The following is a 26314-nucleotide window of genomic DNA, read 5'->3' as shown; positions in this document are numbered from 1 at the left end:
ATTACTAAAAACCTACTCAACTGCCGTATTCTCGACAACAAAGGTCTCTAACTCCCCTTGGCTCTGTTTCATCAGTCGTCGCCAATCGGCCTCCAACAAACGAACAGATAAGATACAGTTCCCCAGATCGTCGTACTCTTTCTGCTGTATCACATCAAGTCTGTAAAACTGACCAAGATAATGTCCAGCAGTTGCTGGAATTTGCAAGGTTAATTCTAAATTCGTCTTACCAACAAGAGCGTTGATAGCTTCCTTTAGTTGTTCCAAGCCTTTTTGCTGCTGGGCAGATACCCAGACTCGTGTCGGTATGCCTTCGGAGTCATAATCGATCTTCGGGCTTACATCCTCTAACAGGTCAATCTTATTACAGACAACCAGTTGTGGAATCTCTTCGGCACCTATCTCCTTGAGCACTTTTTGAACTTGCTCAAAGTTATCTCCCATATCCTCATCGGCACAATCAACAATATGAAGTAAAAGATCCGCTTCTCGTGTCTCTTGTAATGTAGCCTTAAATGCTGCCACTAAATCATGGGGTAGATGGCGAATAAAACCAACGGTATCAGCTAATATAATCCCACCATCTCTTAATTCTAACTTTCTCAAGGTAGGATCAAGTGTGGCAAAAAGCTGATCGGCGGCATAAACATTTGATGCCGTGAGCGAATTAAACAGTGTAGATTTGCCGGCATTGGTATATCCAACCAAAGATACAGTAGCTAAATCACTACGGCGTCTCGAGCGTCGGCTCTGCTCTCGCTGCTTATCCACTTTATCCAAACGACGGTTAATCGTTCTGATCCGTCCACGTAACAAACGTCTATCAGTTTCGAGCTGAGTTTCCCCAGGTCCCCGAAGACCAATACCGCCTTTTTGCCTCTCAAGATGGGTCCAGCCGCGTATCAGGCGTGTCGACATATGGCGTAACTGCGCTAGCTCCACCTGCAACTTACCTTCGTACGTGCGTGCCCTTTGGGCAAAAATATCTAAAATGAGAGTAGTGCGGTCCAGCACACGACATTGGCATAACTGCTCAAGATTTCGCTCCTGAGCGGGACTCAGTGCATGATTAAAAATCACCACATTTGCTTCTGTCGCTGCAACCAATGCAGCTAACTCTTCGGCCTTTCCCGAACCTACAAAGAATTTTCGGTCCGGTGATCGGCGACTTCCTGTTATCACTCCGATTGACTGGGCCCCAGCCGACTCTACCAATAATTGGAGTTCGACTAGATCCTCCCTACTATCTTCATCGGAAAAGTCGATATGGACAAGGACCGCATTCTCACCCGCCTCATAACGCTCAAACAAAAAGCAAACTCCTTATCAATTATTGGTCGTTGTTATCGTCTTGCTGACCATTAAAACCACCAGCAGGGCTAGGTGCCGCAGTGTGACTGTTAACGTTAAATGGGCGAGCAGGCACAACTGTAGAGATAGCGTGCTTGTAAACCATTTGGCTTACCGTGTTTTTCAACAAAATAACAAATTGGTCAAATGACTCAACTTGTCCTTGTAACTTAATGCCATTAACAAGATAAATTGAAACAGGAACGCGCTCACGGCGCAGTGCGTTCAAAAACGGGTCTTGTAAAGATTGCCCCTTTGCCATTTTATAATTTCCTTTTTAATTAAAATAAGTAGTAAAACTAATACAACATAACTTTTTGTTTGGTTTTAGTATTATATAGTGAGGCCCAATTAGCTAGCGACAATGTCGCAATACGGTATTTAGATTAGAATCTACACCGCTTTCCAGCCAATTTAACTCAGGCCAGCCTCTTAACCATGTTAATTGACGCTTGGCTAATTGCCTAGTAGCAACTATGGCTTTTTCGACCATAGTATCATAGTCAAATTCACCATCCAGATATTGCCAGCACTGTCTATAGCCTACGCATCTCATCGAAGGAAGCGCTAGGTTCAGGTCACTTCGCTTTTTCAGGGCGCGAACTTCATCTACGAAACCTTGATTTAACATCAATTTGAATCTTTCTTCTATAGAAATATGTAACACTTTTCGATCTTTTGGTGATATCGCAAACTGAACGACATCATAAGGTAGAGGCTCTGACTTAATTTGACTCAATTCGGTCATTGACTTGCCACTGATCCTGCATACTTCCAGCGCCCTGATTAACCTTTGAGGGTCATTGGGATGAATGCGTTCAGATGAGACAGGATCAAGCCGCTTAAGCTCATCATGCATATCTTGCCATCCACGCTGCTCCGCCTCTAAGATAATTTGCGCGCGGAGAGCCTCATCGGCAGCGGGAAGTGGTGAAAGCCCTTCCAATAAAGCCTTAAAATACATCATGGTTCCACCCACTAACAGTGGTGTTTTCCCAGCCTTTAGTATCTGTTCAATTTCATGCAGCGCATCGGCCCTGAAATCGGCTGCGGAGTAACTCTCTGCCGGATCCCGTATATCAATCAATCTATGAGGCGCAAGGGCAAGTTCATCGGCACTGGGTTTGGCAGTACCTATATCCATTGAGCGATAGATAAGTGCTGAATCGACTGAGATAATTTCACAGTTGTGCTTTTGAACCAAGTCAATTGCTAATGCCGTTTTGCCTGAGGCGGTAGGCCCCATTAACGTTATGATTTTTGGCATATTCTGTTCAGTCACTCGGGTATTCTTCCAGCCATGATTGCCAAGGTAAAACCTTGGCCTTCTTAATTAGTTCATCTTGAACATTGTCATCTAACTGACTAAACGCTAACCAGGTATCTGGTGCAGACTCAAATCGCTTATCGTCATGCTTTGCAAGCCAGGAGGCCAATGCTTCATTACTCGGTTCTTCGAACCTGAGCCACTGTAGTAAATCAGGTATGACAGCTACTAATTGGCTCTGTCTTAAATATGGGGGCACTTTCTTTATAATCAACTGCCCCAGTCGAATTGTTACTTCAATTCCTATTTTTCTGAGCAATAATTCCCTCTCGGCCAGCGTATCGCTCCAAGTCTCGTCCATAGAGATAGAAACCGGCATCAATAATGGCTGGCTAACCAGACCACTATCGAGTTTATTTGAGATCTCGTGTTGCAAAAGCCAGGTCGAAATGATTCTAACAGGCAGGAGCAGCAGTTGCTCTTCCTGAGTCAGGACCCAATACTGACCCGCCAAGATTGGCGGCATTGACACATTTGCTTGAAGCTCCTTATTCCCTCTATTCCCTTGATCTACATCCGGTGTCTTTAATAACTCTGCATAGGATGCTATCGCAGCGGCACTGGGCAATTCAGCTTGCTGTCGATAAGATGAAGTCGCACCTCCTCTGCTCTGCACATCACTGGTGTGAGAAGGCACAGCCGAAATAGGTGAAGAAAAGCGCTCACGGTTTGTTTCTGTGCTTGCTTTGGTGCTTGGTGCAGTCTGATGTGAATAATCATGTCGTGAGTGGCTAGGCTCAGCAACGCCATAAGCGCTATGCCCTCTCTCATGACTCTGAGAATGAGAATCGGTATCGAGCTTATTATCAGAGTCGATTGCTAACCTACCGACTTGATGAAGAGCCGACTGTAGGGCCTGAAAAATATAGTCATGTACGTAACGACTCTGATGAAACCTGACTTCATGTTTAGCCGGGTGAACGTTAACATCCACCTGATGTGGATCGAGCTCAAGCATTAATACATAGCTTGCTTGCTCTCCGGTTTCATGCTCGGCAAATGCTTGCCTGACGGCGTGATTAACCAGCCTGTCCCGTACCAACCTGCCATTGACATAAAAATATTGAGTATCGCTCGCCGGCGTTTCAAAAAAAGGAGACTGAACATAGCCTGTTAACTTAAGATCATCGTGTTGACAGTTGATCTCAATCGCTTGTTCAGCAAACTTCTTCCCACTGATCTGGGCTAAACGTTGCAGATATTGATCTTGGGTGTTCGTTGCCCGGTAGTTTCGTACCACCTTGCCATTGTGCTTCAAGGTAAAGTGAATATCGCTACGCACCAAGGCAATACGTTTTAGCCACTCATCGATATGCGTGAATTCGGTTTTATCACTCTTAAGAAATCGTCTTCTCGCGGGCGTATTGAAAAACAGATCGACGGCTTCAACGGTCGATCCAACCGGATGGGCGGCAGGTATCACTTTCACCGCCATATCAGAGCCTTCGGCATAAGCTTGCCAAGCTTCAACCTGGTCGGCCGTTCGGGAAGTTAAGGTTAACCGGGAAACGGAGCTGATACTCGCTAACGCCTCACCACGAAATCCGAAACTGAGGATAGCGTCAAGATCATCGAGAGAGCTGAGTTTTGAGGTGGCATGTCTAGACAGGGCAAGGCCTAGATCTTCTTTTGAGATCCCAGAACCATTGTCATGAATTTTAATCAGCTTACTGCCGCCTTTCTCGATCTCTATATCGACGCGAGTTGCACCTGCATCCAGACTATTTTCAACCAGCTCTTTAATCACAGAGGCGGGTCTTTCGACAACTTCCCCCGCCGCTATTTGGTTTGCCAGTTGCGGCGGTAATATCTGTATTGTCATAATATTTTAACTCTTTAGGCCGAAGCGACTAACATTCCTTGTAAGAAATGGACTTAAGCCCTTGGTATAACCAACTTTTGACCAATACGTAACGTATTTGATTTCAAGCCATTGGCCTTCTTAATACTGTTTATTGAAACTTGATACTTGTGTGCTATCACTGACAATGATTCACCGCTACGGACATTGTGCTTAAAGGAACCTTTGCTTGCCAGTAATGAGTTTACCGGGGGATTCGATTCAAAATAGCGTAATACCCCTTTATGTACCGCCTTAGCAATATTATTTTGATGCTCTCTTTGCGACAGGAGTCGCTCCTCTTTATGGTTCGAAATAAAGCCGGTTTCAACCAAGATCGATGGAATATCGGGTGATTTGAGTACTGCAAAGCTGGCGGACTCAGGTTTATGCTTATGCAATTTGGTCACCTTGCCTAAATTGGAAAGGACATCATCGGCAATGTTATGACTAATAGCCATAGATCTATCCATAGACATATCTAATAAAGTCATAGCCAGATACTGTTCATTGTCAGTACTTTGAATTATTTCACCCGCTCCGCCTAATAGCTCCGAATGCTTCTCTTTTTGCTCGAGCCATCGACCTATTTCACTGTTCGCACGACGCATAGAGAGTACCCACACTGAAGCGCCTCTGGGTTGAGAGGAGGTGAATGCATCTGCGTGAATAGAAACTAATAGATCGGCTTTGCTGTTTCGTGCAATTTCAGAGCGCTTATTGAGATTAACAAAATAATCCCCTGTTCGAGTCATTATGGCCTTCATGCCTGGTGTTGCATTTATCTTTGCTTCGACTTTTTTCGCAATCTCTAAAACAACTTTTTTCTCGTATATCCCCGTCGGACCTATGGAACCGGGATCATCCCCGCCATGGCCGGCATCGATTGCCACAATAACGTCACGAAGTTTTTGCTTAGGTTTGCTGGTTTGTTTAGCCGCCGATACTGAACGGCTATCGTCAAGATCGACGACTAATCGGTTACCATATGGCGCCGTTGGTGATAGCGCAAACAGGCTCGATTTTACCGGCTTAGTCAGGTCGATAACCAGCCTGAGCGTTCCCTTCGAAGGAGGCTTGCTAATACGAACTCTTTTTACAATTTTACTATTGTTTGCCAGCTTCTTGAGATTCAACGCGGTCGATGTCCCCTTAAGGTCGACGACCAAACGGTAGGGCCCTGTTAACGTGAAATGGGTAAAGCTGGGCGCCTTACTCAGATCGAATACGACCCGAGTCGATTCCGGAGCAGCCCATATTCTCACGCCATCGAGCTTAGTAGCACTTTGGGCAACAAAAGATACACAAAGAGAAAATGTAACCAATAGAAACTTTAAAATAAAATCAGTTCTTATCATTGTTATTTGAGTTTACTCAAGAGTTGCTGTCCCCTATATGAACCAGATGAAATTTCAACTTCTCTACGTTCACCGACATAGTTAATTTGCAGGCTGATATCGGCCTCAGGCAATAGACCATGGCCTCTATCCGGCCATTCGACAATACAGACACTTTTTTCAGTAAAGTAATCTCTGATCCCCATAAATTCAAGCTCTTCAGGATCGCTCAATCGGTAAAGGTCAAAGTGATAGAGATCAATACCATCAAACTCATAGGGTTCGACTAATGCGTAGGTTGGACTCTTCACAGCCCCTTTATGCCCTAAGGCTTGAATGAGACCGCGACTCAAGGTTGTCTTACCCGCACCCAATTCGCCAGACAAATTCAGCATCAGAGGTGGAGAAATAATTGCCGCTAGTCGCTTACCAAGATCCACCGTATCTTGTTCATTATCGAGGTAGACTTTTACTGATGTCATCGTGTTGAGTTTTCTAACCTAAAGTTGTTCCGAACCTGTTACTTTATACCAATTAACTGGCCAGCTAAACCGCTTTCATGCAATTGCACTAAATCGCCTCAGCTACCCGTTAACTCTTATGGGGCAACAGCAATCAAATTTTGTTTACCAACTGTCTGATATGGGGCATTAAGTCACTGGCAAGCATCCCCCTTTCTCCATCTATTGCGGCGCGGTCGGCGGCTTCTCCATGTACCACCACTCCCATTATTGCCGAGGAGAGTTTATCGAACCCCTGCGCCATCAGCGCAGCAATAATGCCTGATAACACATCGCCACAACCGCCGCTGGCGAGTCCGGGGTTACCCACAGGGGCGACATAACATTGTGAACCATCATAAATTAACGTACCCGGCCCCTTTAATACCACCACGCCACCATATTTCTGCTGTATGGCTTTAACGGCCGCAAACCTGTCGTTTTCAACTTCCAGTGTAGAAATGCCTAATAGCCTGGCAGCTTCGCCTGAGTGGGGAGTCAGAACCCAATGATCCTGCCTGCCATGTTCGGCGCTGAGTAAATTCAGGGCATCAGCATCCATCACACAAGGCTTATCACTCAAGCCTACAGCCTTGAGTAAATTGTACCCCCAGTCTTGCTTGCCTAGGCCCGGACCAATCACCAAAATATTGGCCCAACCGAGTCGAAGATAAACTTCCATATCGACTAACTCACATCCCCAAAACATCAGCTCGGGGCGGTTCGAATTTACGACAATTTGATGCTCAGGCCTGGATATTACCGTAACTAAACCTGCTCCCGCCCTAAGGCAAGCCTCTCCGGCTAATCTAACAGCACCAGCCATCCCGGCATCGCCGCCAATTACAGACACTTTCCCAGACAAGCCTTTATGTGAGTCTCTGTCTCTAGGTTTAATATGCTTATTAACATAATCAATAGAGACATTGATTGAGTTAGCCTGTGGCAGATATTCGGTTAACCCCAGAGCCTTAAACAGCAACTGCCCAACACAGTGTCTTGCACGACCAGTCATTAGCCCTTGTTTAACCGCACCAAAAGTGAGTGTCACATCGGCCTCTACGGCATTAATTCCGGTTCCAGTATCTGCGTTGATACCTGAGGGGATGTCTAAACTAAGCACCCATGCATCACTACTGTTGATACTATCGATAGCAAGTTTAAAGTCACCTTTTATCTCGCCACTAAAACCAATACCGAGTAAGCCATCGATGATCACATCTGCCGAGGCAACCTTTTCCGGAGAAAAACACTCCACCTCTCCACCACTCTCGATGAAAAGTCGTTGTGCTTTAAGTACCTCATCACCCATTTTCTCTCGAGTAAATGCCATTAACGCAACACTATAGCCCGACTCTAACAGCCTCCTTGCACACACATAACCATCGGCACCATTGTTACCGTAACCGACAACAACCAAAATGGATCGCGATTTATCCTGTGCCATCTCAATCTGCTCAAATGCAGCATTCCCCGCTGACTCAACAAGCCGATAAAAATCTGTGTTTCCACTATCGACAAACTTTTGTTCAGCGGTTCGTACTTGCGAGCTTAAGAACATTTCACAAGGAAAAGTCGGTCCGTTTGGCAACATGATTATTTCTCCATTGAGGTTGCGTAGCGCAGAGACTGGCATTCTGAATGCCTAGAATAATAAGATTAATAGAATTTGAGCTTAGATTCGTAAATAGATTCACTTGTCACTACACTTATGTAAGAGAAAGTTGATCTCGCACAAGAAATCAGTTCAGGAGCAAAGGGATGAAGCTCTTTACATTACTCGTATTAGCGCTGTGTATGCTGTTATTGAGTTTACCGTTACAATCAAAAATTTTGATCCAAGCACTTTTACTTCTATGCCTGCTACTGGTAGGGATCGGTCTGTATAAGGCAATTATTCAGCCATGCAGTGATAAAGATGATGATGGAAATTAACAGTTCAACCTTATTCCTAGCTGAATTATACCAATTGGTATTGGATTGAACCCATTAAAAAAGGCACCCTAAGGTACCTTTAGTTAGTCGCAGCATCTGATTTTAGTTGTATCGAGTCGAACCAACTAGATTAAAACCTGCAATTGCTCTACTCGAAATTTTACATATCATCCATACGGATACTACTGTGAACCAAGCGCTGCTGCTGAATTTTCTCTACTCGAACCAAGTCATTCAAGGCTCCGGCGATTTCGTTCGATGAAGAGTGTTCGGCTGTCTTTTTCAACAGTTCAATCAAGCGATTATCAAGATCTAAATGAAGCTCTAACACATCTTCCTCAGACATATTTGCAGTAAGCACTGTCTCCTGACAACGTTTAACAAAATCCTCAAACGTGATGTCTTTATACCAGGTATCTAACATCCGCTTTGGCGCTTCATCAATATAATTTTCTAACTTTTCAGCCACACCCTTTTGATGTTGTTGAAAATATTCAAGCATCATCTTAACTCTCGATGAATCAGCCTCTGTTTGTAATCTGCTATATAGTTGTGCCATCTCTATGCGGCAAGTAGCAACATAACCTAATAGTCCGCTGAGTTGTTGAAATCGCATGAATCGCTCCCAAAGAGTACTTGCCAAAAATCGGCTCAATTAATCATCTATGTAAGCATTATGCAAACAAACCACGAAGGAATACTTGAACAAGTTCAAAGTTTGATACTTCCGAGACCACTACATTAGATATTGTTAAAAGAAATCGGCGTCAGATCACACTTATACCCTTCGCGCGACTCGGGCATGAAAATACTAAAAATTGAGAGGTTGACTTTAAAATTGATTGATTAGCTTCATAATCCAGCATTGCTTGAACAAGGTATTGATTCTTATGGGTCTGGTAATGATCAGCAAATAGTGACTTAGCAAACCAGGAGGACAACAGAGCCAATGTCGCTTTGAACTTAATGAGATGTTTGAGAAATTTAAATCAAGAGGAAGATTGGAGCGAGCTCTTGATTTAAACCAAAGGGGTTCGAACCGGCACTTGGTTAAACGAGAAGCTATACCTTGGCAAAAAAATGGTATCAACTCTTTCTACAAACACAACTGAGCTAATGTCACATAATCTTTTAAAGCTAGGAGGATTTAAATCGAGGAGAAGATTGGAGCGAGCTCTTGATTTAAACCAAAGGGGTTCGAACCGATGACCTATACCTTGGAAAAAAATGGTATCAACTCTTTCTACAAACACAACTGAGCTAATGTCGCATAATCTTTTAAAGCTAGGAGGATTAAATCGAGGAGAAGATTGGAGCGAGCTCTTGATTTAAACCAAAGGGGTTCGAACCGATGACCTATACCTTGGCAAAAAAATGGTATCAACTCTTTCTACAAACACAACTGAGCTAATGTCACAAAGTGTTTTTAATTGGGGAAGTTTTAAATCGTAGAGGAAGATTGGAGCGACATATCGGGTTCGAACCGATGACCTATACCTTGGCAAGGTATCGCTCTACCAACTGAGCTAATGTCGCATAATCTTTTAAATTGGAGCGACATATCGGGTTCGAACCGATGACCTATACCTTGGCAAGGTATCGCTCTACCAACTGAGCTAATGTCGCTTAATCTTTTAAATTGGAGCGACATATCGGGTTCGAACCGATGACCTATACCTTGGCAAGGTATCGCTCTACCAACTGAGCTAATGTCGCTTTAAACTTTTTAGTCTCGAATATTTGGCGTATTCAAAACGTTTTTAAATTTGGAGCGACATATCGGGTTCGAACCGATGACCTATACCTTGGCAAGGTATCGCTCTACCAACTGAGCTAATGTCGCAAATCTTTTCTTTCGTACAACCCTTGCTGTCATCACCACCTAAGGTATCGTTCTTCACCTTCAGCAACTGAGCTAATGTCGTAAAACTTTACTTTTCAGCATTCCCATAAACCGGGAAGCCGTAAAGTTGAGGCCGCATTATATGAGAATTTCATATCTCTGCAACCCCTTCTTGAAAATAAACTGACTGATTGGTTAAATTTTAAATACTTTTGCCCGATAATACTGCAGTTCTGCTATAGACTCCTGAATATCGACCAAAGCTTTGTGGGTTCCCTGCTTAGTAAAACCATTCATTAATTCTGGCTTCCAGCGACGAACGAGCTCTTTTATTGAACTCACATCTATATTTCGGTAGTGAAAGTAGTCTTCCAACTCCGGCATATATCTATTCATAAAGCGTCTATCCTGGCCTATGCTATTCCCGCACATAGGTGAGTCGCCTTTGGTGGCATGCTGAGAAAGAAACGCGATAGTCATTGCCACGGCTTGCTCTTCACTATATTTACTTGCGCGAACCCTATCAACCAAACCCGACTCACCATGGTGTTTCTGATTCCAGTCATCCATTCTAGCAAGCTGCTCTTCAGATTGGTGAATGGCTATGACAGGCCCCTCTGCAAGAATATTTAACTCTTTATCTGTCACTATTGTTGCAATCTCAATGACCCTATCGACGCTAGGATCTAGCCCTGTCATCTCTAAATCTACCCATATGAGATTGTTTGCATCTGCAGCCATAGATCTGCCTTATTGTTCCGGTTTGCCTAAATTCAGGCTTTTTTGTTTAAGACCGTGTATCATACTGCTTTTTTAAGCAACACAAAATAACCTTATTTTACGATGGCAAATCTGTGAGTAAAAAGAAACCCCTAAGTCAAGGCCAACGCCGCCGTATGCGGGCCAATCAAGAGAAAAGACTGCAGCGGAAAGATTCTGGCAGTAATGCCTCTGAATTACAGGATAGTTCACTTGGGCCAGAACAGCTCGGAACCGTCATATCTCGTTTTGGCCAACATGCCGATATTGAAACAGAATCGGGACAACTGGCTCGTTGTAATATTCGTAGAAATATTCAAAGCCTGGTCACCGGCGACAAAGTTGTCGCAAGATTAGCTAAAGATATTGAAACAGGAATTGCCGGAGTCGTGGAAGCTGTTCATCCCCGTCACTCCTCTCTTTCTCGTCCCGATATGTATGATGGCATTAAGATCATTGCCGCCAATATCGATCAAATATTGATAGTATCTTCTGTTGTACCAAGCTTCACGACTCAGATCATCGATCGCTACCTTGTTGCAGCTGAAGACACAGGCATTTCCCCCATTATTATCCTCAATAAGATCGATCTCCTTACTGATGAGGAGCGACCTGAAGTTGAAGCGGCTCTCGAGCGTTATAGAGATATTGGCTACCCCGTCTATCAGGTCAGCAGTAAGTCAGGACTAGGCGTGGAAGGGATAAAAGATCTGCTAAATGAGAACGTCAGCGTTTTTGTTGGCCAGTCCGGTGTTGGCAAGTCTTCATTGATCAATGCCATGATGCCGGATGCGGAATTACAAATTGGTGATGTATCTGAAAACTCAGGTTTAGGCCAACATACAACGACTACGGCAAAGTTACTTCATTTTGCCAGCGGTGGTGATCTTGTTGACTCTCCGGGTGTTCGCGAATTTGCTTTATGGCACCTTCCCGCAGAGCGGGTAGGATGGTGCTTCATTGAATTTCGGGACTACCTTGGAACCTGTAAATTCAGAGACTGTAAGCACAAGAACGATCCCGGATGTGCAATAACAGCAGCATTTAATGATGGTAAGATTGCAGAAGACAGATACAACAACTATCACAAAATCATCGCTAGCTTAGATGAACAGCGTCATGCTCGACACTTCAGATCCGGTTCTGATGAATAAGAGTGCAGCTCATTAAAATTTAAGGGAAGTAACGTGGACAAAATTAAAATTGCACTGCAATACATGATGCCAAAACACTTAATATCCCGCCTCGTAGGTAAATTGGCGGCAGCAGAACTTGGTAGCATCACCACTGCTGCAATTAAGTGGTTTATTAAGCAATATAAAATTGACATGAGCGAAGCGGCACAGAGTGAGCCTGAAGCTTATACGACCTTTAATAATTTTTTCACTCGCGCCCTTAAACCAGGTATACGTCCCCTGTTTGATGATAAAGACTACATTGTCCACCCGGTGGACGGCGCAATAAGCCAGTGTGGACCAATCAAAGGTGATCAAATTTTTCAAGCGAAGGGGCATGAATATTCATCACTTGCACTGTTAGGCAATCAAGCCGATGATGCAAAGCGCTTCGAAGATGGTGATTTTGCGACGATTTACCTGGCACCAAAAGATTATCACCGGATTCATATGCCGATTAAGGGTACCTTGTCAAAAATGACCTATGTACCCGGAGACCTGTTTTCAGTCAATCCTCTGACAGCTGAAAATGTACCCGGTTTATTTGCCAGAAATGAGCGAGTCGTAGCGCTGTTCGAAACAGAAATTGGCCCTATGGCTATGGTACTTGTCGGCGCAACCATTGTGGCAAGTATTGAAACTGTCTGGGCTGGTACCGTTACGCCACCGGCAGGCAAAAAGGTCTTTACCTGGGATTACCCAACAGAGGGACCCGACGTGATCACTCTTGATAAAGGTGATGAGATGGGACGCTTCAAGCTTGGAAGCACAGTAGTCATGCTATTTGCCAAAGACGCACTGGATGAATTCGCCAAGGATGTCGTGCCTAAAGCTGTCACTCGAATGGGGCAGCCATTTGCAAAAATAGAGGACTAATGGATCAGGCTTCACAACTAAAACAATCAGGTTTATTGGAACTACACCTTGCTGTGCTGCTATTTGGCGGCACAGCACTCTTCTCTAAACTCATCCCCCTGAGTGCATTAGATATCACCCTTCTAAGGTGTTTTGTCGCAGCCTTGGTACTCGCACTCATTGTCAAGGCAAGTAAACACCGACTGTTATTAAACTCCGGACGAGACTATCTGATTGCGCTTGGATTAGGCATAGTGGTTAGCCTGCATTGGGTGACATACTTTGCCTCCATGCAACTCTCATCCATCGCCATCGGCATGATCGCTTTCTTTACCTATCCGGTCATGACAGTTTTAATCGAGCCGATAATTACCGGTAACAAAATTCAAAGAGTCGATGTTGTCAGCGGTATCACTGTACTCATAGGTGTGATTTTACTCATACCCGAAGCGAACCTGGGTAATGATGTGACTTTAGGCATCGCAGTTGGCGTTTTATCCGCTGCATTTTTTACTGCGCGCAACTTACTCCATAAGCAATATTTCTCAGCTTACTCCGGTCCCCAGGCGATGTTTTATCAAACTGCAGTCGCCACTGTTTTTCTGGCTCCCTGGCATACCGTTGAGATCAACACTATAGAACAGAATGTTTGGGGTTTAATACTGCTGTTAGGCATTGTGTTTACCGCCGCTCCCCATGCGTTATTTACATCGGCATTAAGACATTTAAGTGCGAAAACCGTCAGTTTAGTCTCCTGCCTCCAGCCATTCTATGGCGCCGTACTGGCCCTGTTTTTTCTTGGTGAAAACCTGGAAATTAAAACAATTTTAGGAGGATTGCTCGTCGTCACTACCGCAATTTTCGAAACCCGACGGAGCCGGCGTTCATATAGAAAATGAAACTAACTCAGACCTTTTTCATTAACTTCTGTTGGCTGTTGATTCAGACAAAGTTGAATCAGAAGTAATGCTAAGTTCAAATTGATAAAAAAGAGCTTGTACTGCCATACCATTATCTTAATAACTTGGTAATATACCTCTGTTTCTTCTCTCAACCAGCATCAGACTATGCGACTAATTTTACTGCTCTTAGTATTCACCTTAATCCCCTTTGCCAATGCCAGTTCACCTCTTGGGCTTGATAAACGTCTGGGGATAAATCAAACCACAGTTAAAAATCTTTCGGTTGAAGAAAAACTTGCACATTTAACACGTGCGACCGAAGAGCAGAAGTTGCTTGAACAGAGCTATCAAGAGACGATTGATAACTATCAGACTCATAAGCTCAGTATTGAACATCAACTTATTCAAGCTCAACCCCCTCTCTCTTTGTCACAAAATCAGGGATTAACTCAACAAGCCTCTCTCGCTTATCTGAGGCTCTCGGAGTTAAAAGAGACAGAAGCCAACCTCAATGGGAAAATAACGGACTTAATTAAGCAGCATAACCAGTTGCCGAACAAGATAAGTTCGGCCAGACAAATTCTCTCGCATAGCAAGAAACAAACTATTAGTCAACCACCTAGCGGAGAGGAACTTGTACTTCAGGCACAACGTCAGCTCTATGTTCAAACCTTAGCGACACTCGAAGCAGAACTTGCCAGCAGTCAAAAACGCATAGACCTCAATCAGAAACAGGTGTTACTGGTAAGAAAACAGCTATCCCAACAGGAAAACCTGATTGAATCGCTCAATAGCGCTGTGGCCCTGCAACGCCAAAAAAGAACCGATGCTACAATCGCTAAGAGTCTGATTGAAACCTCGACGGACAAAGACCCTCTCACACAAGAGCTAAGCTCAATAAATCAAAACTACGCCTCAGATTTAAAGAGTCTGACAAACAAAACCAACCAAGTGGTAAAGCAGCAAGAGGTGGCTGAAAACAGATATCAACAGCAAGCCAAGCAGCTGGCCAATATTCAACAACAGATAGGATGGATTAAGCTCAACTCGGCTTTTGGCGAACGCTTTCTGCAGATGCTGCAAACATTACCGAATCCGCCAAACCAGGAAAAACTACAAAACAAAATTGCCAATGCAAGAATGGCGAGATATCAACTCGAACAAGATCAAACCCTCAACGGACAGCAGCTAATAGCTCAAGATTCATTCACAAGCATACAGAATAAATTACTCGACTCTCAGCATGCGTTAATCACTCAGCTATTACAGAGCTATGATCTATACCTGAGTGAACTGGGTGACTTAAGAGTCATCTACGAGCAGTTAACCCAACAGCATTTAACCTTAAAAAGTACCCTGAACGAACACCTGTTTTGGGTTCCAAATGCAAACTCTATCGGGCAACTCTGGTTCACCGAGTTCTACCAGAGCACACAATGGCTGATTCATCAGGCTCCCTCCATCGATCTATCAAACTCCTTCAGTGAGCGAAGTGGTTTCTGGTCCTGGTGGATTATACTCTTTGTTCTCAGTCTTGTGGCCCAGGATATTCTGACACCTAAGTTTAAAGCCGCCATGGCCCAGGATGTAACGTTCGTAGGGAATGTTACCCAAGATCAATTTGTTTATACCTACAGAGCCCTTATCAATTCGCTGGCGTACAGCATCATCAAGCCACTGCCCGTCATCACCGCGGGCTTAATCATGTACGACTCCAGCCAAAATATGGTTTCAGCCATAGGCATGGGCGTACTCGCCATTGGGCTACTCTACCTGCTCTATCGTTTTACTTACCTGCTGGCACTCGATCGCGGCCTGTTGATCAGCCACTTCAAGGGGGAAAAAGAGATCATCCGCGAGGGTCAGCTCAGGTTTAAGACATTCACATTAATGGCCATTCCTTTCTTCGGCATCATGGGGTTTACTGAGTTCATCGATAACTCTGTGTTACGAAACAGCATAGGAAGAGGCGCATTTATTATCTTCTGTATCATGTTGCTTTGGTTCTACAAAGATATTCTGGCACTGTCGAAGAGAGAACATCATTACCATCAGGATGGTAAAAATAAGAAGCTTATTCAACGTATCTTATGGACCATTCTTCTAGTCGTTCCCCCCATGTGTGCGGTGCTTGCATTCAGAGGTTACTACTACACCGCCTTTCAGATGCTATTACAGTTGCAGTTATCCCTGCTGCTCTCATTAGGGTTTATGCTGCTCTATCAGTTGATAAAGCGCTGGATGTTGATTGAGCGACGCAGAATAGCCTTCGATCGGGCAAAAGCCCGAAGAGCCGAGATCCTCTCGCAACGTGAACGGGGTGAAGACCCTCAAAACACCAATGACGCTCTCGATACGTATGAAGAGCCCGTGGTCGACTTAGAAACTATCTCCAGCCAGTCTCTGGGCTTAGTGCGCTCATTGCTGCTGCTGGCCTTTCTCGTCTGTTTAATCGGCCTGTGGACCCAGACTCACACGGCTCTGTTCTCTCTGCTCGACGGGATCACACTCTGGACCAGTAATTCAATGATAAATGGCATTGAACAGCAGCTGCCAATCACATTAAAGTCACTGCTGTTAGGGCTTATCATTGTCGGCTTCTCACTGATGATAGCCACCAACTTACCTGGCCTGCTCGAACTAATGATATTGCAACGGCTCGATCTAACCCAAGGCACCGGTTTTGCGATAACCACAGTCAGTCGCTACCTGGTGGTTTTCTTCGGTCTGCTCAGCGGTTTCTCGACCCTTGGGATGGAGTGGTCAAAATTACAATGGCTCGTCGCCGCTCTATCGGTTGGTTTAGGTTTCGGCCTGCAGGAGATCTTCGCTAACTTTATCTCCGGTTTGATTATTCTTTTTGAAAAACCGGTTCGTATCGGCGACACCGTCACCATCAGAGATCTGACAGGAACGGTGAGTAAAATTCAAATTCGAGCCACGACCATTATTGACTGGGACAGAAAAGAGATTATCGTTCCTAACAAAGCATTTATAACCGAGCAGCTAATCAACTGGTCGCTATCGGATCCGATCACCCGTGTCATAGTGTACGTTTCAGTTGCAAGAGACTCAGATCCGGCTCGTGTCGAAGCCGCATTGTATCAAGCGGTAAAGGAGTGTGATGACGCCTTGGAGACACCAGAACCTGAGGTCTGGTTTGCCGGTTTTGGCAAACACACTCAAGACTTCGAAGTCAGAGCATACGCAAAAGATATGAACTCACGTTGGCCGCTGCGTCATAAGTTACATAAACGGATCAGTAAAAAGTTAAATGAAAACAACCTGGAACTGGCTTATCCGCAACTGGAAGTACATATTAACAATAGCCAAAACAAAGATGCTCAAGGACTTATCAGAACCTAATGATTATTTTTGCACATCGGGGGGCAAGCGGTTATGCCCCGGAAAATACGCTGGCAGCAATGAAAAAAGCTATCGAGCTTGGGGCCAGAGCGGTAGAGATTGATATTCATAGCGTCGAGGGTGAACTCTATGTCTACCACGATAGAAGGCTTGATCATAAGAGTAGTGGAACGGGACTCATCAGTGACGTTAGTCGCGAGTACCTGAAAACACTCTTTGTAGATAGTGAACCAATCCCGACGCTTTGGGAGGTGATGACCTATCTGAGTAAGCAAAACTGTCTCGTCAATATCGAATTAAAGGGGATGACATGCCTGAGCCCCTTTATTGCCCTGTACCCCAAACTGATTAAAGAGTTGGGATTCCGGGCCGACCAATTACTGATCTCATCCTTTCACCATGGATTTCTACAGGAGTTTCGCCGTTCGTATCCACTGGCATGTATCGCCCCGCTGTTAGAGGGGGTTCTCCTCAATACTACCGATATAGCAACACAGCTCGATGCCTATTCGATCCATTTAAGCCTGAGTTTCATTACCTCCGAGTTAGTCGATGATGCTCATTCGAAAGGGTTAAAGGTGTTCGTGTATACCGTCGATCATCCCGAAGATATTCATCAGCTAAATAAAATGGGGGTAGATGGAATATTTACCAATTATCCGGATAAGGCGACACAAACACTGGCACAGGCTTAGAGAACAATATTTTCTAAGCCGAGTATCTAAAAATTCGGTATTTCTTACAGATGGTGACATCTGAGTATATGGCGAATGTAGATACCTTTAACAAAAAATGTTCACACAATCAGCCCATTCCAACCTAAACTAGTGTTATAACAATTCATTGAGTCTCACTAAACTTGACGATTACCCTGTGCCAAGGCGCCAATAAGAACAAAGACAAGAGTGACCACAAGCAGTAGCCAGTGAGCAGGCAAACTGGCCATATTTCGGGCAAGCATCGGGCTAACTGAGATAATCAGTAAACCGTAGCCAAATGCATTGACCAACACAAAAGCTAACGTTCTGAGCACGAATGAACGAGTGGCAAGCTTTCGCCTTAAGAAGCGATTTATATCGGCCCCAAACACAACAAGAGTACAGGCAACGATAGCGGTAGCGATTTCGTTAAGCCAAGGATAGAGCCAGGTTCCAACCTGATGAAATATTGAAATAATTTGTTCCATTATACGGTCCATAAAAATAGTCCACTTTAGAATAAAGGGAGAGTGTATGAGACACAAGTTACTATTACTGACCCACGAAAATGATCGCTATCGAGACCTGCTTACCTCATGTAGTCTTCCTGAACTCATCTTACTGGATGATGATCCACAGAACATAGTTGAAGCCGATATCTGGCTTGCCGAGCCAACGCTTGCCGCCCCCATTCTGCCCCATGGTAGAAAGCTTATCTGGATGCAATCGACAATGGCCGGCGTCGACGCACTAGTTAAACCGCGTCAGAGAAAGGACTATCGACTCACAAATGTGAGGGGCATCTTTGGCCCATTGATGAGTGAGTATCTTTTTGGCTACTTACTGGCTCACCAGCGAGAGCATCAGAAATATAAATCACAGCAGGTTGAAAAAATCTGGCTTCCGGGCAGCTTTAAGACACTTCAGGGTCAGCACCTGCTCCTACTTGGCACAGGTAATATTGCCAAGCACCTTGCGCAAACTGCCAAGCATTTTGGTATGCAAGTTACCGGAATCAACCGTGGCGCCAAACCGACTAAGGGCTTCGATAAAGTCGATACCTTAGCACACTTGCCCAAGTACATTGCCCAGGCCGACATTATCGCCAGTGTCCTGCCTAGCACTCCGGACACCAGAGGTGCATTAAATTGCGAAATCCTTTCGCTGATGAAGCCTGAAGCCATTTTATTTAATCTGGGGCGTGGGGATGTTCTGGATCTGGATGCGCTTTATCTGCAGTTAACTACAAATTGTCAGCAAAATGCAGTTTTAGACGTGTTTAATCAAGAACCACTGCCCCGGGAACATCCTATCTGGTCATTACCAAATGCCATCATCACTCCCCATATTGCAGCCCCCAGTTTTCCCGAACAGGTCGTTGAGATATTTATCGAAAACTACCATAAGTTACTTAAAGGGGAGCAGTTATTACATGAGGTAAATTTTCAACGTGGTTATTGAGCATTAATCAATTCACAGGGTCATCTTCAAAGCTGAAGTCGGTATCCTTTCAGCTTAGTGCTCCACCTTCACAACCGCAAAAGCTTACCGGCTTCCACTTCTCTCAAAAAAAGAACCTCTGTCACATTTTTTAATAACGCACACTAAGATTTTTAGCAGTAAACTATAACTTCCAGCTATTAGCATTGAGAATCATTTTCATTTATAATTCTCTAATCGAATTTGGGAGGCTTATTAATGTACGTTTGTCTTTGTCACGCAGTTACTGATACACAGATCAAAGAAGCCGTTAGCCAGGGGGATATCTCTCTTGCTGATGTTAAAAAACGCTTAGGTGTAGGCAGTCAATGTGGAAAATGTACCAGAATGGCAAGCCAGATCATTCAGAGGCAGTTAGATATAGAGCCTAACTACTATGAAGTAGCTTAGCACTAGCAAAGCAAACGAGCACTGCCGACCTCTCAATAAAAAAGCTGCCAATGGCAGCTTTTTTAGTTCTGGAGATCTATTAAAAGTCTTATTCAGGAGTGTTCAGCGAACCATCACCAATCTCAACACTATCGACGCGCTGTAAGCCACGAGGTAACTTAGCCCCACGTCGACCACGTTCACCTCGATAATGTTCCAGATCGCTTGGTTTTAGCGTTAATTTACGCTTACCAGCCCAGAGTGTTACCGCAGTATCTTCAGGAACCACATGCAAATGCGATAACAGCTCTTCCCGGCTCTTCGCTCTTTCGCTAGGAATACCGATGATTTTATTACCCTTACCCTTTGACAACTGAGGTAGGGCTTCAAGAGAGAATAACAACATGCGACCTTCATTGGTGATCGCCAGTATCGACTCCACCTTCGACTTATCGACTATCTGAGGTACGATGACCTTAGCATTGGCAGGCAGACTCAATAAAGCTTTACCCGCTTTGTTACGGGATACCATATCCTTATAGGAACCAACAAAGCCATAGCCTGCATCTGAAGCGAGTAGATAGAATTTATCATCATCGCCTAATAATACATGTTCCATCACCTCACCCGGTGACAGATTAAAGCGCGTCGTTATCGGCTCGCCCTGACTCCTTGCCGAGGGTAGGGTGTGAGTCTCGGTCGCAAAAGCACGCCCCGTTGAACCAATAAACACACTAGGTTGGTTACTGCGACCCGCAGCCGAGCAGAGGAACCCATCCCCGGACTTATAAGATAATGCCTTCGCATCGATATCATGACCTTTAGCGCAGCGAACCCAACCTTTCTCTGACAACACGACAGTCACGGCTTCAACTGGTGCTAATTCCTGCTCTGTTAATGCCTTAGACTCTCCACGTTCAACCAGAGGGGAGCGTCTGTCATCGCCATAAGTTTCGCCATCTTGTATCAACTCTTTCTTAATAAGCGTCTTCATTCGCCTGTCTGAGCTCAACAGCAGTTGTAGCTTGTCACGCTCGGCTTCAAGCTCACTCTGCTCGCCCTTGATCTTAAACTCTTCGAGTTTAGCCAGGTGGCGTAACTTAAGATCGAGAATGGCATCAGCCTGAATATCGGTTAGATTAAACCGCGACATCAATTCGGCTTTCGGATTATCCTCATAACGGATAATCTCAATCACCTCATCGATATTCAGGAAGGCCGTCATCAAGGCCTCAAGGATATGCAATCTCGATAAGATTTTGTCGAGTCTATGTTGAACACGACGGGTCACCGTCTGGAAACGATATTCCAACCACTCGGTCAGGATCTGCTTTAAGCCCTTCACCTGTGGACGCCCGTTCAGACCTAAAATATTCAGGTTTACACGGAAAGATTTTTCTAAATCCGTAGTAGCAAACAGATGAGCCATTAGCTGGTCGCAATCGACTCGATTAGATCTGGGAACCACTACGATTCGAACCGGATTCTCATGGTCGGATTCATCTCTGAGATCGACAACCATAGGCAATTTTTTAGCCTGCATTTGAGCCGCTACCTGCTCCAGGATCTTACCGCCACTGGCCTGATGAGGAAGCGCCGTTATGACCACTTCGCCATTTTCAATCTTATAGACGGCTCGCGCTTTAATCGAGCCTCGGCCCGTAGTATAAATTTTACTGATATCACTGCTGGGAGTAATGATCTCGGCTTCAGTGGGATAATCCGGCCCAGGAACGAATTCCATTATTTTGGCTAAATCCGCTTTCGGATTATCGAGCAGCTCAATACAGGCGGCAACTAACTCACGTGTATTATGGGGTGGTACATCCGTGGCCATCCCCACGGCAATACCGGTTATACCATTGAGTAGAATATGCGGTAAACGAGATGGCAGAACCAATGGCTCCTTCATCGTTCCATCAAAATTCACGCCCCAATCGACGGTCCCCTGCCCCAACTCACTTAAAAGAACCTCTGAGAATTTTGACAAACGAGCTTCGGTGTAACGCATAGCGGCAAAAGATTTAGGGTCATCCGGGGCTCCCCAGTTGCCCTGACCGTCAACCAATGGATACCTGTAGGAAAATGGCTGGGCCATCAATACCATAGCCTCATAACAAGCGCTATCGCCATGTGGATGGTATTTACCTAATACATCACCGACCGTACGTGCTGACTTCTTATGCTTAGATTGAGCCGATAAACCAAGCTCGCTCATCGCGTAAATAATACGACGTTGTACAGGCTTCAACCCATCACCGATGTGAGGCAAAGCACGGTCCATAATGACGTACATGGAATAGTTCAGATAGGCGGCTTCCGTGAAGCGCCGAAGAGGCATCTGTTCTACACCATCAAGACTTAAATCTATCGCATCACTCATTGTTCAGTATCCAATTTTTGAGCAGGTTCAATCTCTTCTTTAATAATATCTTTATAAAACAAACGATAGATATTGCCTTTAAGATCATCTGAGATATACATAGCACCGTCGGGTGCCGTTAATAAAGCGTAGGGTCTGGCTACGGGAAATTCCCCGTCTAAAAAGCTGACCACAGTACTACGCTTCATCACTTGTTGATTTTCGATCTCCAACATCACAACCTGGTAGCCAATTTTACTGGATCGATTCCAAGACCCATTTTCGGCGACAAACATCTGATTATGGTATTTAGCGGGAAATTGTTGACCACGATAAAAATGAAGCCCCATAGGTGCAACGTGTGCAGGAAGTTCATAGGCCGGAAGCGTGATCTTGAGATTTTTCGGCTTGTCGTAAGCAGGTTCAACCACAGACTTAGCATGAATATAGGGGAAGCCATAATGTGCACCGATTTGCTCAACACGATTGATCTCGTCTGGCGGTAATCTATCGCCCATCCAGTCCCGTCCTAAATCTGCAAACCAAAGCTCGTTATCGATTGGCGACCAATCAAAGCCAGTAACATTACGGATACCCGTGGCTATCTGCTCACTACTTCCACTCTCTATATCTATGGCGATAATGCTACCAAAAGGTGCTACAGCCTCACAGACATTACAGGGGGCACCAATCGCCACATACAATCGGCCATCGGGACCAAAATGTAATGCTCTTCGACTCTTATTGGTTTTGCCCGGTAAACGGTCGTAAACTTCTTTACCGCGACCGGGGCGCCTTAAACGGTTCTCAATATCGACAAAACGAATAATTCTATCATCGACCGCGGCATAAAGGTCGCCCTTATAAAATGCGATAGCCTCAGGCGCTTCCAAACCTTTTGCAATGACATAACGCTTATCGACTCTGCCGTCGGCATTACTATCAACCAAAGCCTGTATTGTGCCCTTCTTATGTGAACCAACGAATAGTGTCCCTTTATCTCCCAACGCTAACTGTTTGGCATCTCCCAAATCGGAAGCATACAGAGTTATACCAAACCCTTTAGTTACCGTGATCATTATAGGTTGAGAAAAGGCTTGTCCCCCCAGGCTAAATAGCACAGCGGCACAAACCCAAAACAACCAAATCCCTTTATGCTTTTTTGTATGATTCAACAACATTCTTATTATTTAAGCCTAATTATCTAATTACTGTTATACCCAAGCTACCTCAAGGTGCTCGTTTCAGAGCTCCCGTAGGATAGCTGAACAAGGCAGTGATTGAGAGAATGGTTATTCCCTTGTTGATATCACTAACGCAGTGCAGATATTCTACGGGAACTCCCGAAGGGCAAGGCGATAAGCAACATTTTTCTGCGTCATGAAATATTGAATTAGAATAACTAATCCTACTATTTTATTCCTTGAACTCTGCCACTTCTCGACATGCTGAATCCTGCATCTTGAAGTGGTTTGGGCATATAACCAGGGAGCTAAAAATCAGCCAAGTCACCTTTAGTCTCTAACCAAGTCTTTCGATCACCCGAGCGTTTCTTGGCAAGTAACATATCCATCAGCGCAATTGTCGCTTCGGCATCATCGACCGTAAGCTGAACCAACCTACGAGTATTGGGATCCATCGTCGTTTCCCTCAACTGCAGCGGATTCATCTCACCCAATCCTTTAAATCGGGTAACCTGAACTTTACCTTTCTTCTTCTCAGCTGCAATTCGATCCAGTATGCCCTCTTTTTCCGCCTCATCCAGGGCATAAAAAACCTCTTTCCCCACATCGACACGGAACAGAGGCGGCATGGCGACATAGATATGTCCATGCTCAACCAACACTTTATAGTGCTTCATAAACAGAGCACAAAGCAGGGTCGCAATATGTAAACCATCAGAATCCGCATCGGCTAATATGCATATTTTGCCATACCTTAGCTCTGAAATATTATCACAATCCGGATCGCACCCTATGGCAACTGAGATATCATGTACCTCTTGGGATGCCAGTACCTGACTTGCATCGACCTCCCAAGTATTTAGGATTTTACCTCTCAGGGGCATTATCGCCTGAAACTCACGATCTCGAGCCTGCTTAGCACTTCCTCCCGCAGAGTCACCCTCCACCAGGAATAGCTCTCCTCGCATAGGATCTTGGCCACTACAGTCAGTTAATTTACCTGGCAGAGCTGGACCCGAGGTTACCTTCTTACGTGCGACTTTCTTCGCAGATTTCAATCGTTTCTGTGCATTGTTGATGCACATTTCGGCGAGTGCTTCGGCCTGTTCAGTATGGGTATTAAGCCAGAGACTAAACGCATCTCTGACAATACCCGAAACAAACGCTGCACTTTGGCGACTCGACAACTTCTCTTTAGTCTGTCCGGAAAATTGAGGGTCTTGCATCTTGACCGATAAAATAAAGCTACTGCGATCCCAAATATCTTCGGGGGTCAGTTTTATCCCTCTTGGGATCAGGTTACGAAACTCGCAGAACTCGCGCATGGAGTCGAGCAAGCCCTGCCTGAAACCATTAACATGAGTCCCCCCCAGTGGGGTAGGAATGAGGTTAACATAGCTTTCATTGAGGTAATCTCCTCCCTCAGGCAACCAGGTTATCGCCCAATCTACCGCCTCAAGATTCCCCTTCAAGCTGCCTACAAATGGCTCTTCAGGCAACATGAGTGCATCTTTAATCGACGAGGTAAGATAATCTGTTAATCCGCTTTCATAGTACCACTCTAAGACCTCATCAGTTTGCTTGTTCACAAACTTGATCTTAAGTCCGGGACACAAAACCGCTTTGGCTTTTAACAGGTATACAAGCTTGGAAATAGAGAAATTTTCAAAATCGAAGTAACTGGGAGTCGGCCAAAAGTGAACTCGAGTTCCTGAATTTCTACGGCCACAAGTTCCGGTTTCAACAAGGTCTTCGACCTTATGACCGTGCTCGAAAGCCATGTCATAAACAATGCCATTACGTCTAACCGTAATTTCTACACGGCTCGATAACGCATTAACCACTGAGATCCCGACGCCATGCAAGCCACCCGAAAATTGATAGTTATCATTCGAGAACTTACCGCCGGCGTGCAGTTTAGTTAAGATCAATTCGACGCCAGGGATCCCCTCTTCAGGGTGAATATCTACGGGCATCCCTCGGCCATCATCAATAACCTCGAGAGAGTTATCTTTATGCAAGATGACATCGATCTTAGTCGCGTGTCCTGCTAATGCTTCATCGACACTGTTGTCGATAACCTCTTGTCCCAAGTGGTTAGGACGCGTGGTATCGGTATACATACCAGGGCGGCGTTTAACTGGATCGAGCCCATTTAAGACTTCGATGGCATCTGAGGTGTATTGGTTTGTCATGGCACACACAATATATTGTTATTCAGGCCATGTTGAGGCCCTACATGGCTATTTGTCAAGAAACAGAAACTGGCAGATGGAATGCAACTGCTTTTCATAGCCTATAAAACTATGATCACCACCGGCTTCAACCAGAAGTTGGCAACAGTGGTATTTCTGAACGGCTTGTCGATAATCTAGAACTTCATCACCCGATTGCAATAACACAAAGAAACGATCCGGGTTAAAGATGACTTCGGTATTAAACTCGGCGACGTCATATTTATGTTCAGGAGTAACCTGATAATGCTCATCGGTATAAGGGTTATGCTGAGGGCCGATAAACTCATCGAAGAGATCAAATGGTGTCACAGCAGGGTTTATCAGTGCCGAGCGTCCACCATATTTTTCAGCTAAATAACTCGCAAAATACCCACCTAGAGAGGAACCGATAAAGGTCAATGCTTCACCGGCATCGAGTGCTGACTCAACCAGGCCACATAACAAGGTCATCGCTTCTTTAGGGCAGGAAGGTAACTGAGGCTGCAAAAAAATAAGATCCGGGTAATGCTCAGCAATGAACTGTGCAGTAACAATTCCTTTTTCTGATAATGGGGAACTATTAAACCCGTGAATATAGAGCAGCATATTTCCTCATTTTTTGATTATTCACGTTATGAATAACCACAATGGATCAACCAGTGGGAGTCATCGAAAAAAATACAATAAACAACCGATAGAATGCTAACACTTGCTGAGGTTTCTACCAAGTATTAGCGGCTAATAACTCGGCTCAAGGCGCTAAATTTGTAACATATATGAAACCTTGATGATTGGA

Annotated in this window: 22 protein-coding genes and 4 tRNA genes; 8 read left to right on the top strand and 18 right to left on the bottom strand. The window is 44.8% G+C overall.

Features of this window, described 5'->3' with window-relative positions; genetic code table 11:
• Window positions 1-12: 12 nt before the first annotated feature.
• The 7 genes from hflX to SSED_RS04090 form a co-directional block, all read right to left on the bottom strand.
• Window positions 13-1311: a ribosome rescue GTPase HflX gene (hflX, locus tag SSED_RS04120; RefSeq protein ID WP_012141145.1), complete on the bottom strand. Its 1299-nt coding sequence runs from the start codon at window positions 1309-1311 to the stop codon at window positions 13-15.
• A gap of 19 nt (window positions 1312-1330) precedes the next feature.
• A complete protein-coding gene (gene hfq / locus SSED_RS04115) occupies window positions 1331-1612 on the bottom strand; it encodes an RNA chaperone Hfq (protein WP_012141144.1) in 282 nt (93 codons plus the stop codon).
• 93 nt (window positions 1613-1705) lie between these two features.
• On the bottom strand, window positions 1706-2617 hold the full coding sequence (gene miaA, locus SSED_RS04110) for a tRNA (adenosine(37)-N6)-dimethylallyltransferase MiaA (protein ID WP_012141143.1): 912 nt from the start codon (window positions 2615-2617) through the stop codon (window positions 1706-1708).
• Between the two features lie 7 nt (window positions 2618-2624).
• Entirely contained in the window at window positions 2625-4499 is a 1875-nt protein-coding gene (mutL, locus tag SSED_RS04105) for a DNA mismatch repair endonuclease MutL (protein ID WP_012141142.1), read from the bottom strand.
• Between the two features lie 53 nt (window positions 4500-4552).
• Entirely contained in the window at window positions 4553-5875 is a 1323-nt protein-coding gene (locus SSED_RS04100) for an N-acetylmuramoyl-L-alanine amidase (RefSeq protein ID WP_012141141.1), read from the bottom strand.
• A 2-nt stretch (window positions 5876-5877) separates the two neighbouring features.
• A complete protein-coding gene (gene tsaE, locus SSED_RS04095) occupies window positions 5878-6336 on the bottom strand; it encodes a tRNA (adenosine(37)-N6)-threonylcarbamoyltransferase complex ATPase subunit type 1 TsaE (protein WP_012141140.1) in 459 nt (152 codons plus the stop codon).
• A gap of 133 nt (window positions 6337-6469) precedes the next feature.
• Complete coding sequence (locus SSED_RS04090) at window positions 6470-7948, bottom strand: bifunctional ADP-dependent NAD(P)H-hydrate dehydratase/NAD(P)H-hydrate epimerase (protein ID WP_012141139.1); 1479 nt, start codon at window positions 7946-7948, stop codon at window positions 6470-6472.
• 167 nt (window positions 7949-8115) lie between these two features.
• Here SSED_RS04090 and SSED_RS24790 point away from each other — a divergent pair, with 167 nt between their 5' ends.
• Window positions 8116-8289, top strand: coding sequence for a hypothetical protein (locus tag SSED_RS24790; protein WP_190273187.1), 174 nt, complete (start codon window positions 8116-8118; stop codon window positions 8287-8289).
• A gap of 160 nt (window positions 8290-8449) precedes the next feature.
• On the opposite strand, the gene SSED_RS04085 is transcribed toward SSED_RS24790, so the two are convergent.
• The 6 genes from SSED_RS04085 to orn form a co-directional block, all read right to left on the bottom strand.
• Complete coding sequence (locus tag SSED_RS04085) at window positions 8450-8905, bottom strand: ferritin family protein (RefSeq protein WP_012141138.1); 456 nt, start codon at window positions 8903-8905, stop codon at window positions 8450-8452.
• An 844-nt stretch (window positions 8906-9749) separates the two neighbouring features.
• A tRNA-Gly gene (locus tag SSED_RS04080) sits at window positions 9750-9825 on the bottom strand.
• A gap of 14 nt (window positions 9826-9839) precedes the next feature.
• Window positions 9840-9915 (bottom strand) — tRNA-Gly (locus tag SSED_RS04075).
• A gap of 14 nt (window positions 9916-9929) precedes the next feature.
• Window positions 9930-10005: transfer RNA gene (locus tag SSED_RS04070), tRNA-Gly, on the bottom strand.
• Window positions 10006-10056: 51 nt separating this feature from the next.
• Window positions 10057-10132: transfer RNA gene (locus SSED_RS04065), tRNA-Gly, on the bottom strand.
• 195 nt (window positions 10133-10327) lie between these two features.
• Window positions 10328-10873 carry an oligoribonuclease gene (orn, locus tag SSED_RS04060; RefSeq protein ID WP_012141137.1) on the bottom strand — a complete coding sequence of 182 codons (546 nt, stop codon included), beginning with the start codon at window positions 10871-10873 and terminating at the stop codon, window positions 10328-10330.
• Window positions 10874-10986: 113 nt separating this feature from the next.
• Between orn and rsgA the strand changes: the two genes are divergently transcribed.
• The 5 genes from rsgA to SSED_RS04035 all read left to right on the top strand — a co-directional run bounded on the left by rsgA (window position 10987) and on the right by SSED_RS04035 (window position 17884).
• Window positions 10987-12045, top strand: coding sequence for a small ribosomal subunit biogenesis GTPase RsgA (rsgA, locus tag SSED_RS04055; RefSeq protein WP_012141136.1), 1059 nt, complete (start codon window positions 10987-10989; stop codon window positions 12043-12045).
• Window positions 12046-12078: 33 nt separating this feature from the next.
• Window positions 12079-12942: an archaetidylserine decarboxylase gene (asd, locus tag SSED_RS04050; RefSeq protein WP_012141135.1), complete on the top strand. Its 864-nt coding sequence runs from the start codon at window positions 12079-12081 to the stop codon at window positions 12940-12942.
• Window positions 12942-13820 (top strand): DMT family transporter, encoded by an 879-nt coding sequence (locus SSED_RS04045; RefSeq protein WP_012141134.1) that lies wholly within the window; start codon window positions 12942-12944, stop codon window positions 13818-13820. Before asd ends, SSED_RS04045 begins: the two co-directional genes overlap by 1 nt.
• 168 nt (window positions 13821-13988) lie before the next feature.
• Window positions 13989-17189: a mechanosensitive ion channel domain-containing protein gene (locus SSED_RS04040; RefSeq protein ID WP_012141133.1), complete on the top strand. Its 3201-nt coding sequence runs from the start codon at window positions 13989-13991 to the stop codon at window positions 17187-17189.
• Window positions 17189-17884: a glycerophosphodiester phosphodiesterase gene (locus SSED_RS04035; RefSeq protein WP_012141132.1), complete on the top strand. Its 696-nt coding sequence runs from the start codon at window positions 17189-17191 to the stop codon at window positions 17882-17884. The genes SSED_RS04040 and SSED_RS04035 overlap by 1 nt, the downstream gene beginning before the upstream one ends.
• Window positions 17885-18042: 158 nt before the next feature.
• On the opposite strand, the gene SSED_RS04030 is transcribed toward SSED_RS04035, so the two are convergent.
• Window positions 18043-18375, bottom strand: a complete 333-nt coding sequence (locus SSED_RS04030; RefSeq protein ID WP_041421535.1) for a DUF3392 domain-containing protein — start codon at window positions 18373-18375, stop codon at window positions 18043-18045.
• Window positions 18376-18421: 46 nt separating this feature from the next.
• Here SSED_RS04030 and SSED_RS04025 point away from each other — a divergent pair, with 46 nt between their 5' ends.
• Together SSED_RS04025 and SSED_RS04020 are read left to right on the top strand one after the other, a co-directional pair.
• Window positions 18422-19348: a D-2-hydroxyacid dehydrogenase gene (locus SSED_RS04025; RefSeq protein WP_012141130.1), complete on the top strand. Its 927-nt coding sequence runs from the start codon at window positions 18422-18424 to the stop codon at window positions 19346-19348.
• A 237-nt stretch (window positions 19349-19585) separates the two neighbouring features.
• A complete protein-coding gene (locus tag SSED_RS04020; protein WP_012141129.1) occupies window positions 19586-19777 on the top strand; it encodes a bacterioferritin-associated ferredoxin in 192 nt (63 codons plus the stop codon).
• Window positions 19778-19865: 88 nt separating this feature from the next.
• On the opposite strand, the gene parC is transcribed toward SSED_RS04020, so the two are convergent.
• The 4 genes from parC to SSED_RS04000 all read right to left on the bottom strand — a co-directional run bounded on the left by parC (window position 19866) and on the right by SSED_RS04000 (window position 26124).
• The gene (parC, locus tag SSED_RS04015) at window positions 19866-22139 is read right to left on the bottom strand and encodes a DNA topoisomerase IV subunit A (protein ID WP_012141128.1); all 2274 of its coding nucleotides are present in this window, start codon (window positions 22137-22139) and stop codon (window positions 19866-19868) included.
• Entirely contained in the window at window positions 22136-23299 is a 1164-nt protein-coding gene (locus SSED_RS04010; RefSeq protein ID WP_012141127.1) for a PQQ-dependent sugar dehydrogenase, read from the bottom strand. Before SSED_RS04010 ends, parC begins: the two co-directional genes overlap by 4 nt.
• 311 nt (window positions 23300-23610) lie before the next feature.
• The gene (gene parE, locus SSED_RS04005; protein WP_012141126.1) at window positions 23611-25497 is read right to left on the bottom strand and encodes a DNA topoisomerase IV subunit B; all 1887 of its coding nucleotides are present in this window, start codon (window positions 25495-25497) and stop codon (window positions 23611-23613) included.
• A gap of 48 nt (window positions 25498-25545) precedes the next feature.
• Entirely contained in the window at window positions 25546-26124 is a 579-nt protein-coding gene (locus SSED_RS04000) for a YqiA/YcfP family alpha/beta fold hydrolase (RefSeq protein ID WP_012141125.1), read from the bottom strand.
• Between the last annotated feature and the right edge of the window lie 190 nt (window positions 26125-26314).

It is taken from the genome of Shewanella sediminis HAW-EB3, from assembly GCF_000018025.1.
In the GTDB taxonomy this organism is placed as follows: domain Bacteria; phylum Pseudomonadota; class Gammaproteobacteria; order Enterobacterales; family Shewanellaceae; genus Shewanella; species Shewanella sediminis.
The sequence above is the reverse complement of the archived record's forward strand: the minus strand, read 5'-3'. Positions and strand labels throughout refer to the sequence as shown.

What these genes read in the sequence shown, in the direction of transcription:
- SSED_RS04090 (WP_012141139.1), bottom strand. Translation starts at nt 7,948, where the DNA reads ATGTTGCCAAACGGACCGACTTTTCCTTGTGAAATGTTCTTAAGCTCG.
- parE (WP_012141126.1), bottom strand. Translation starts at nt 25,497, where the DNA reads ATGACAAACCAATACACCTCAGATGCCATCGAAGTCTTAAATGGGCTC.
- SSED_RS04000 (WP_012141125.1), bottom strand. Translation starts at nt 26,124, where the DNA reads ATGCTGCTCTATATTCACGGGTTTAATAGTTCCCCATTATCAGAAAAA.
- hfq (WP_012141144.1), bottom strand. Translation starts at nt 1,612, where the DNA reads ATGGCAAAGGGGCAATCTTTACAAGACCCGTTTTTGAACGCACTGCGC.
- SSED_RS04020 (WP_012141129.1), top strand. Translation starts at nt 19,586, where the DNA reads ATGTACGTTTGTCTTTGTCACGCAGTTACTGATACACAGATCAAAGAA.
- mutL (WP_012141142.1), bottom strand. Translation starts at nt 4,499, where the DNA reads ATGACAATACAGATATTACCGCCGCAACTGGCAAACCAAATAGCGGCG.
- miaA (WP_012141143.1), bottom strand. Translation starts at nt 2,617, where the DNA reads ATGCCAAAAATCATAACGTTAATGGGGCCTACCGCCTCAGGCAAAACG.
- SSED_RS04040 (WP_012141133.1), top strand. Translation starts at nt 13,989, where the DNA reads ATGCGACTAATTTTACTGCTCTTAGTATTCACCTTAATCCCCTTTGCC.
- parC (WP_012141128.1), bottom strand. Translation starts at nt 22,139, where the DNA reads ATGAGTGATGCGATAGATTTAAGTCTTGATGGTGTAGAACAGATGCCT.
- SSED_RS04100 (WP_012141141.1), bottom strand. Translation starts at nt 5,875, where the DNA reads ATGATAAGAACTGATTTTATTTTAAAGTTTCTATTGGTTACATTTTCT.
- SSED_RS04045 (WP_012141134.1), top strand. Translation starts at nt 12,942, where the DNA reads ATGGATCAGGCTTCACAACTAAAACAATCAGGTTTATTGGAACTACAC.
- SSED_RS04010 (WP_012141127.1), bottom strand. Translation starts at nt 23,299, where the DNA reads ATGTTGTTGAATCATACAAAAAAGCATAAAGGGATTTGGTTGTTTTGG.
- orn (WP_012141137.1), bottom strand. Translation starts at nt 10,873, where the DNA reads ATGGCTGCAGATGCAAACAATCTCATATGGGTAGATTTAGAGATGACA.
- SSED_RS04035 (WP_012141132.1), top strand. Translation starts at nt 17,189, where the DNA reads ATGATTATTTTTGCACATCGGGGGGCAAGCGGTTATGCCCCGGAAAAT.
- tsaE (WP_012141140.1), bottom strand. Translation starts at nt 6,336, where the DNA reads ATGACATCAGTAAAAGTCTACCTCGATAATGAACAAGATACGGTGGAT.
- SSED_RS04025 (WP_012141130.1), top strand. Translation starts at nt 18,422, where the DNA reads ATGAGACACAAGTTACTATTACTGACCCACGAAAATGATCGCTATCGA.
- SSED_RS24790 (WP_190273187.1), top strand. Translation starts at nt 8,116, where the DNA reads ATGAAGCTCTTTACATTACTCGTATTAGCGCTGTGTATGCTGTTATTG.
- SSED_RS04030 (WP_041421535.1), bottom strand. Translation starts at nt 18,375, where the DNA reads ATGGAACAAATTATTTCAATATTTCATCAGGTTGGAACCTGGCTCTAT.
- SSED_RS04085 (WP_012141138.1), bottom strand. Translation starts at nt 8,905, where the DNA reads ATGCGATTTCAACAACTCAGCGGACTATTAGGTTATGTTGCTACTTGC.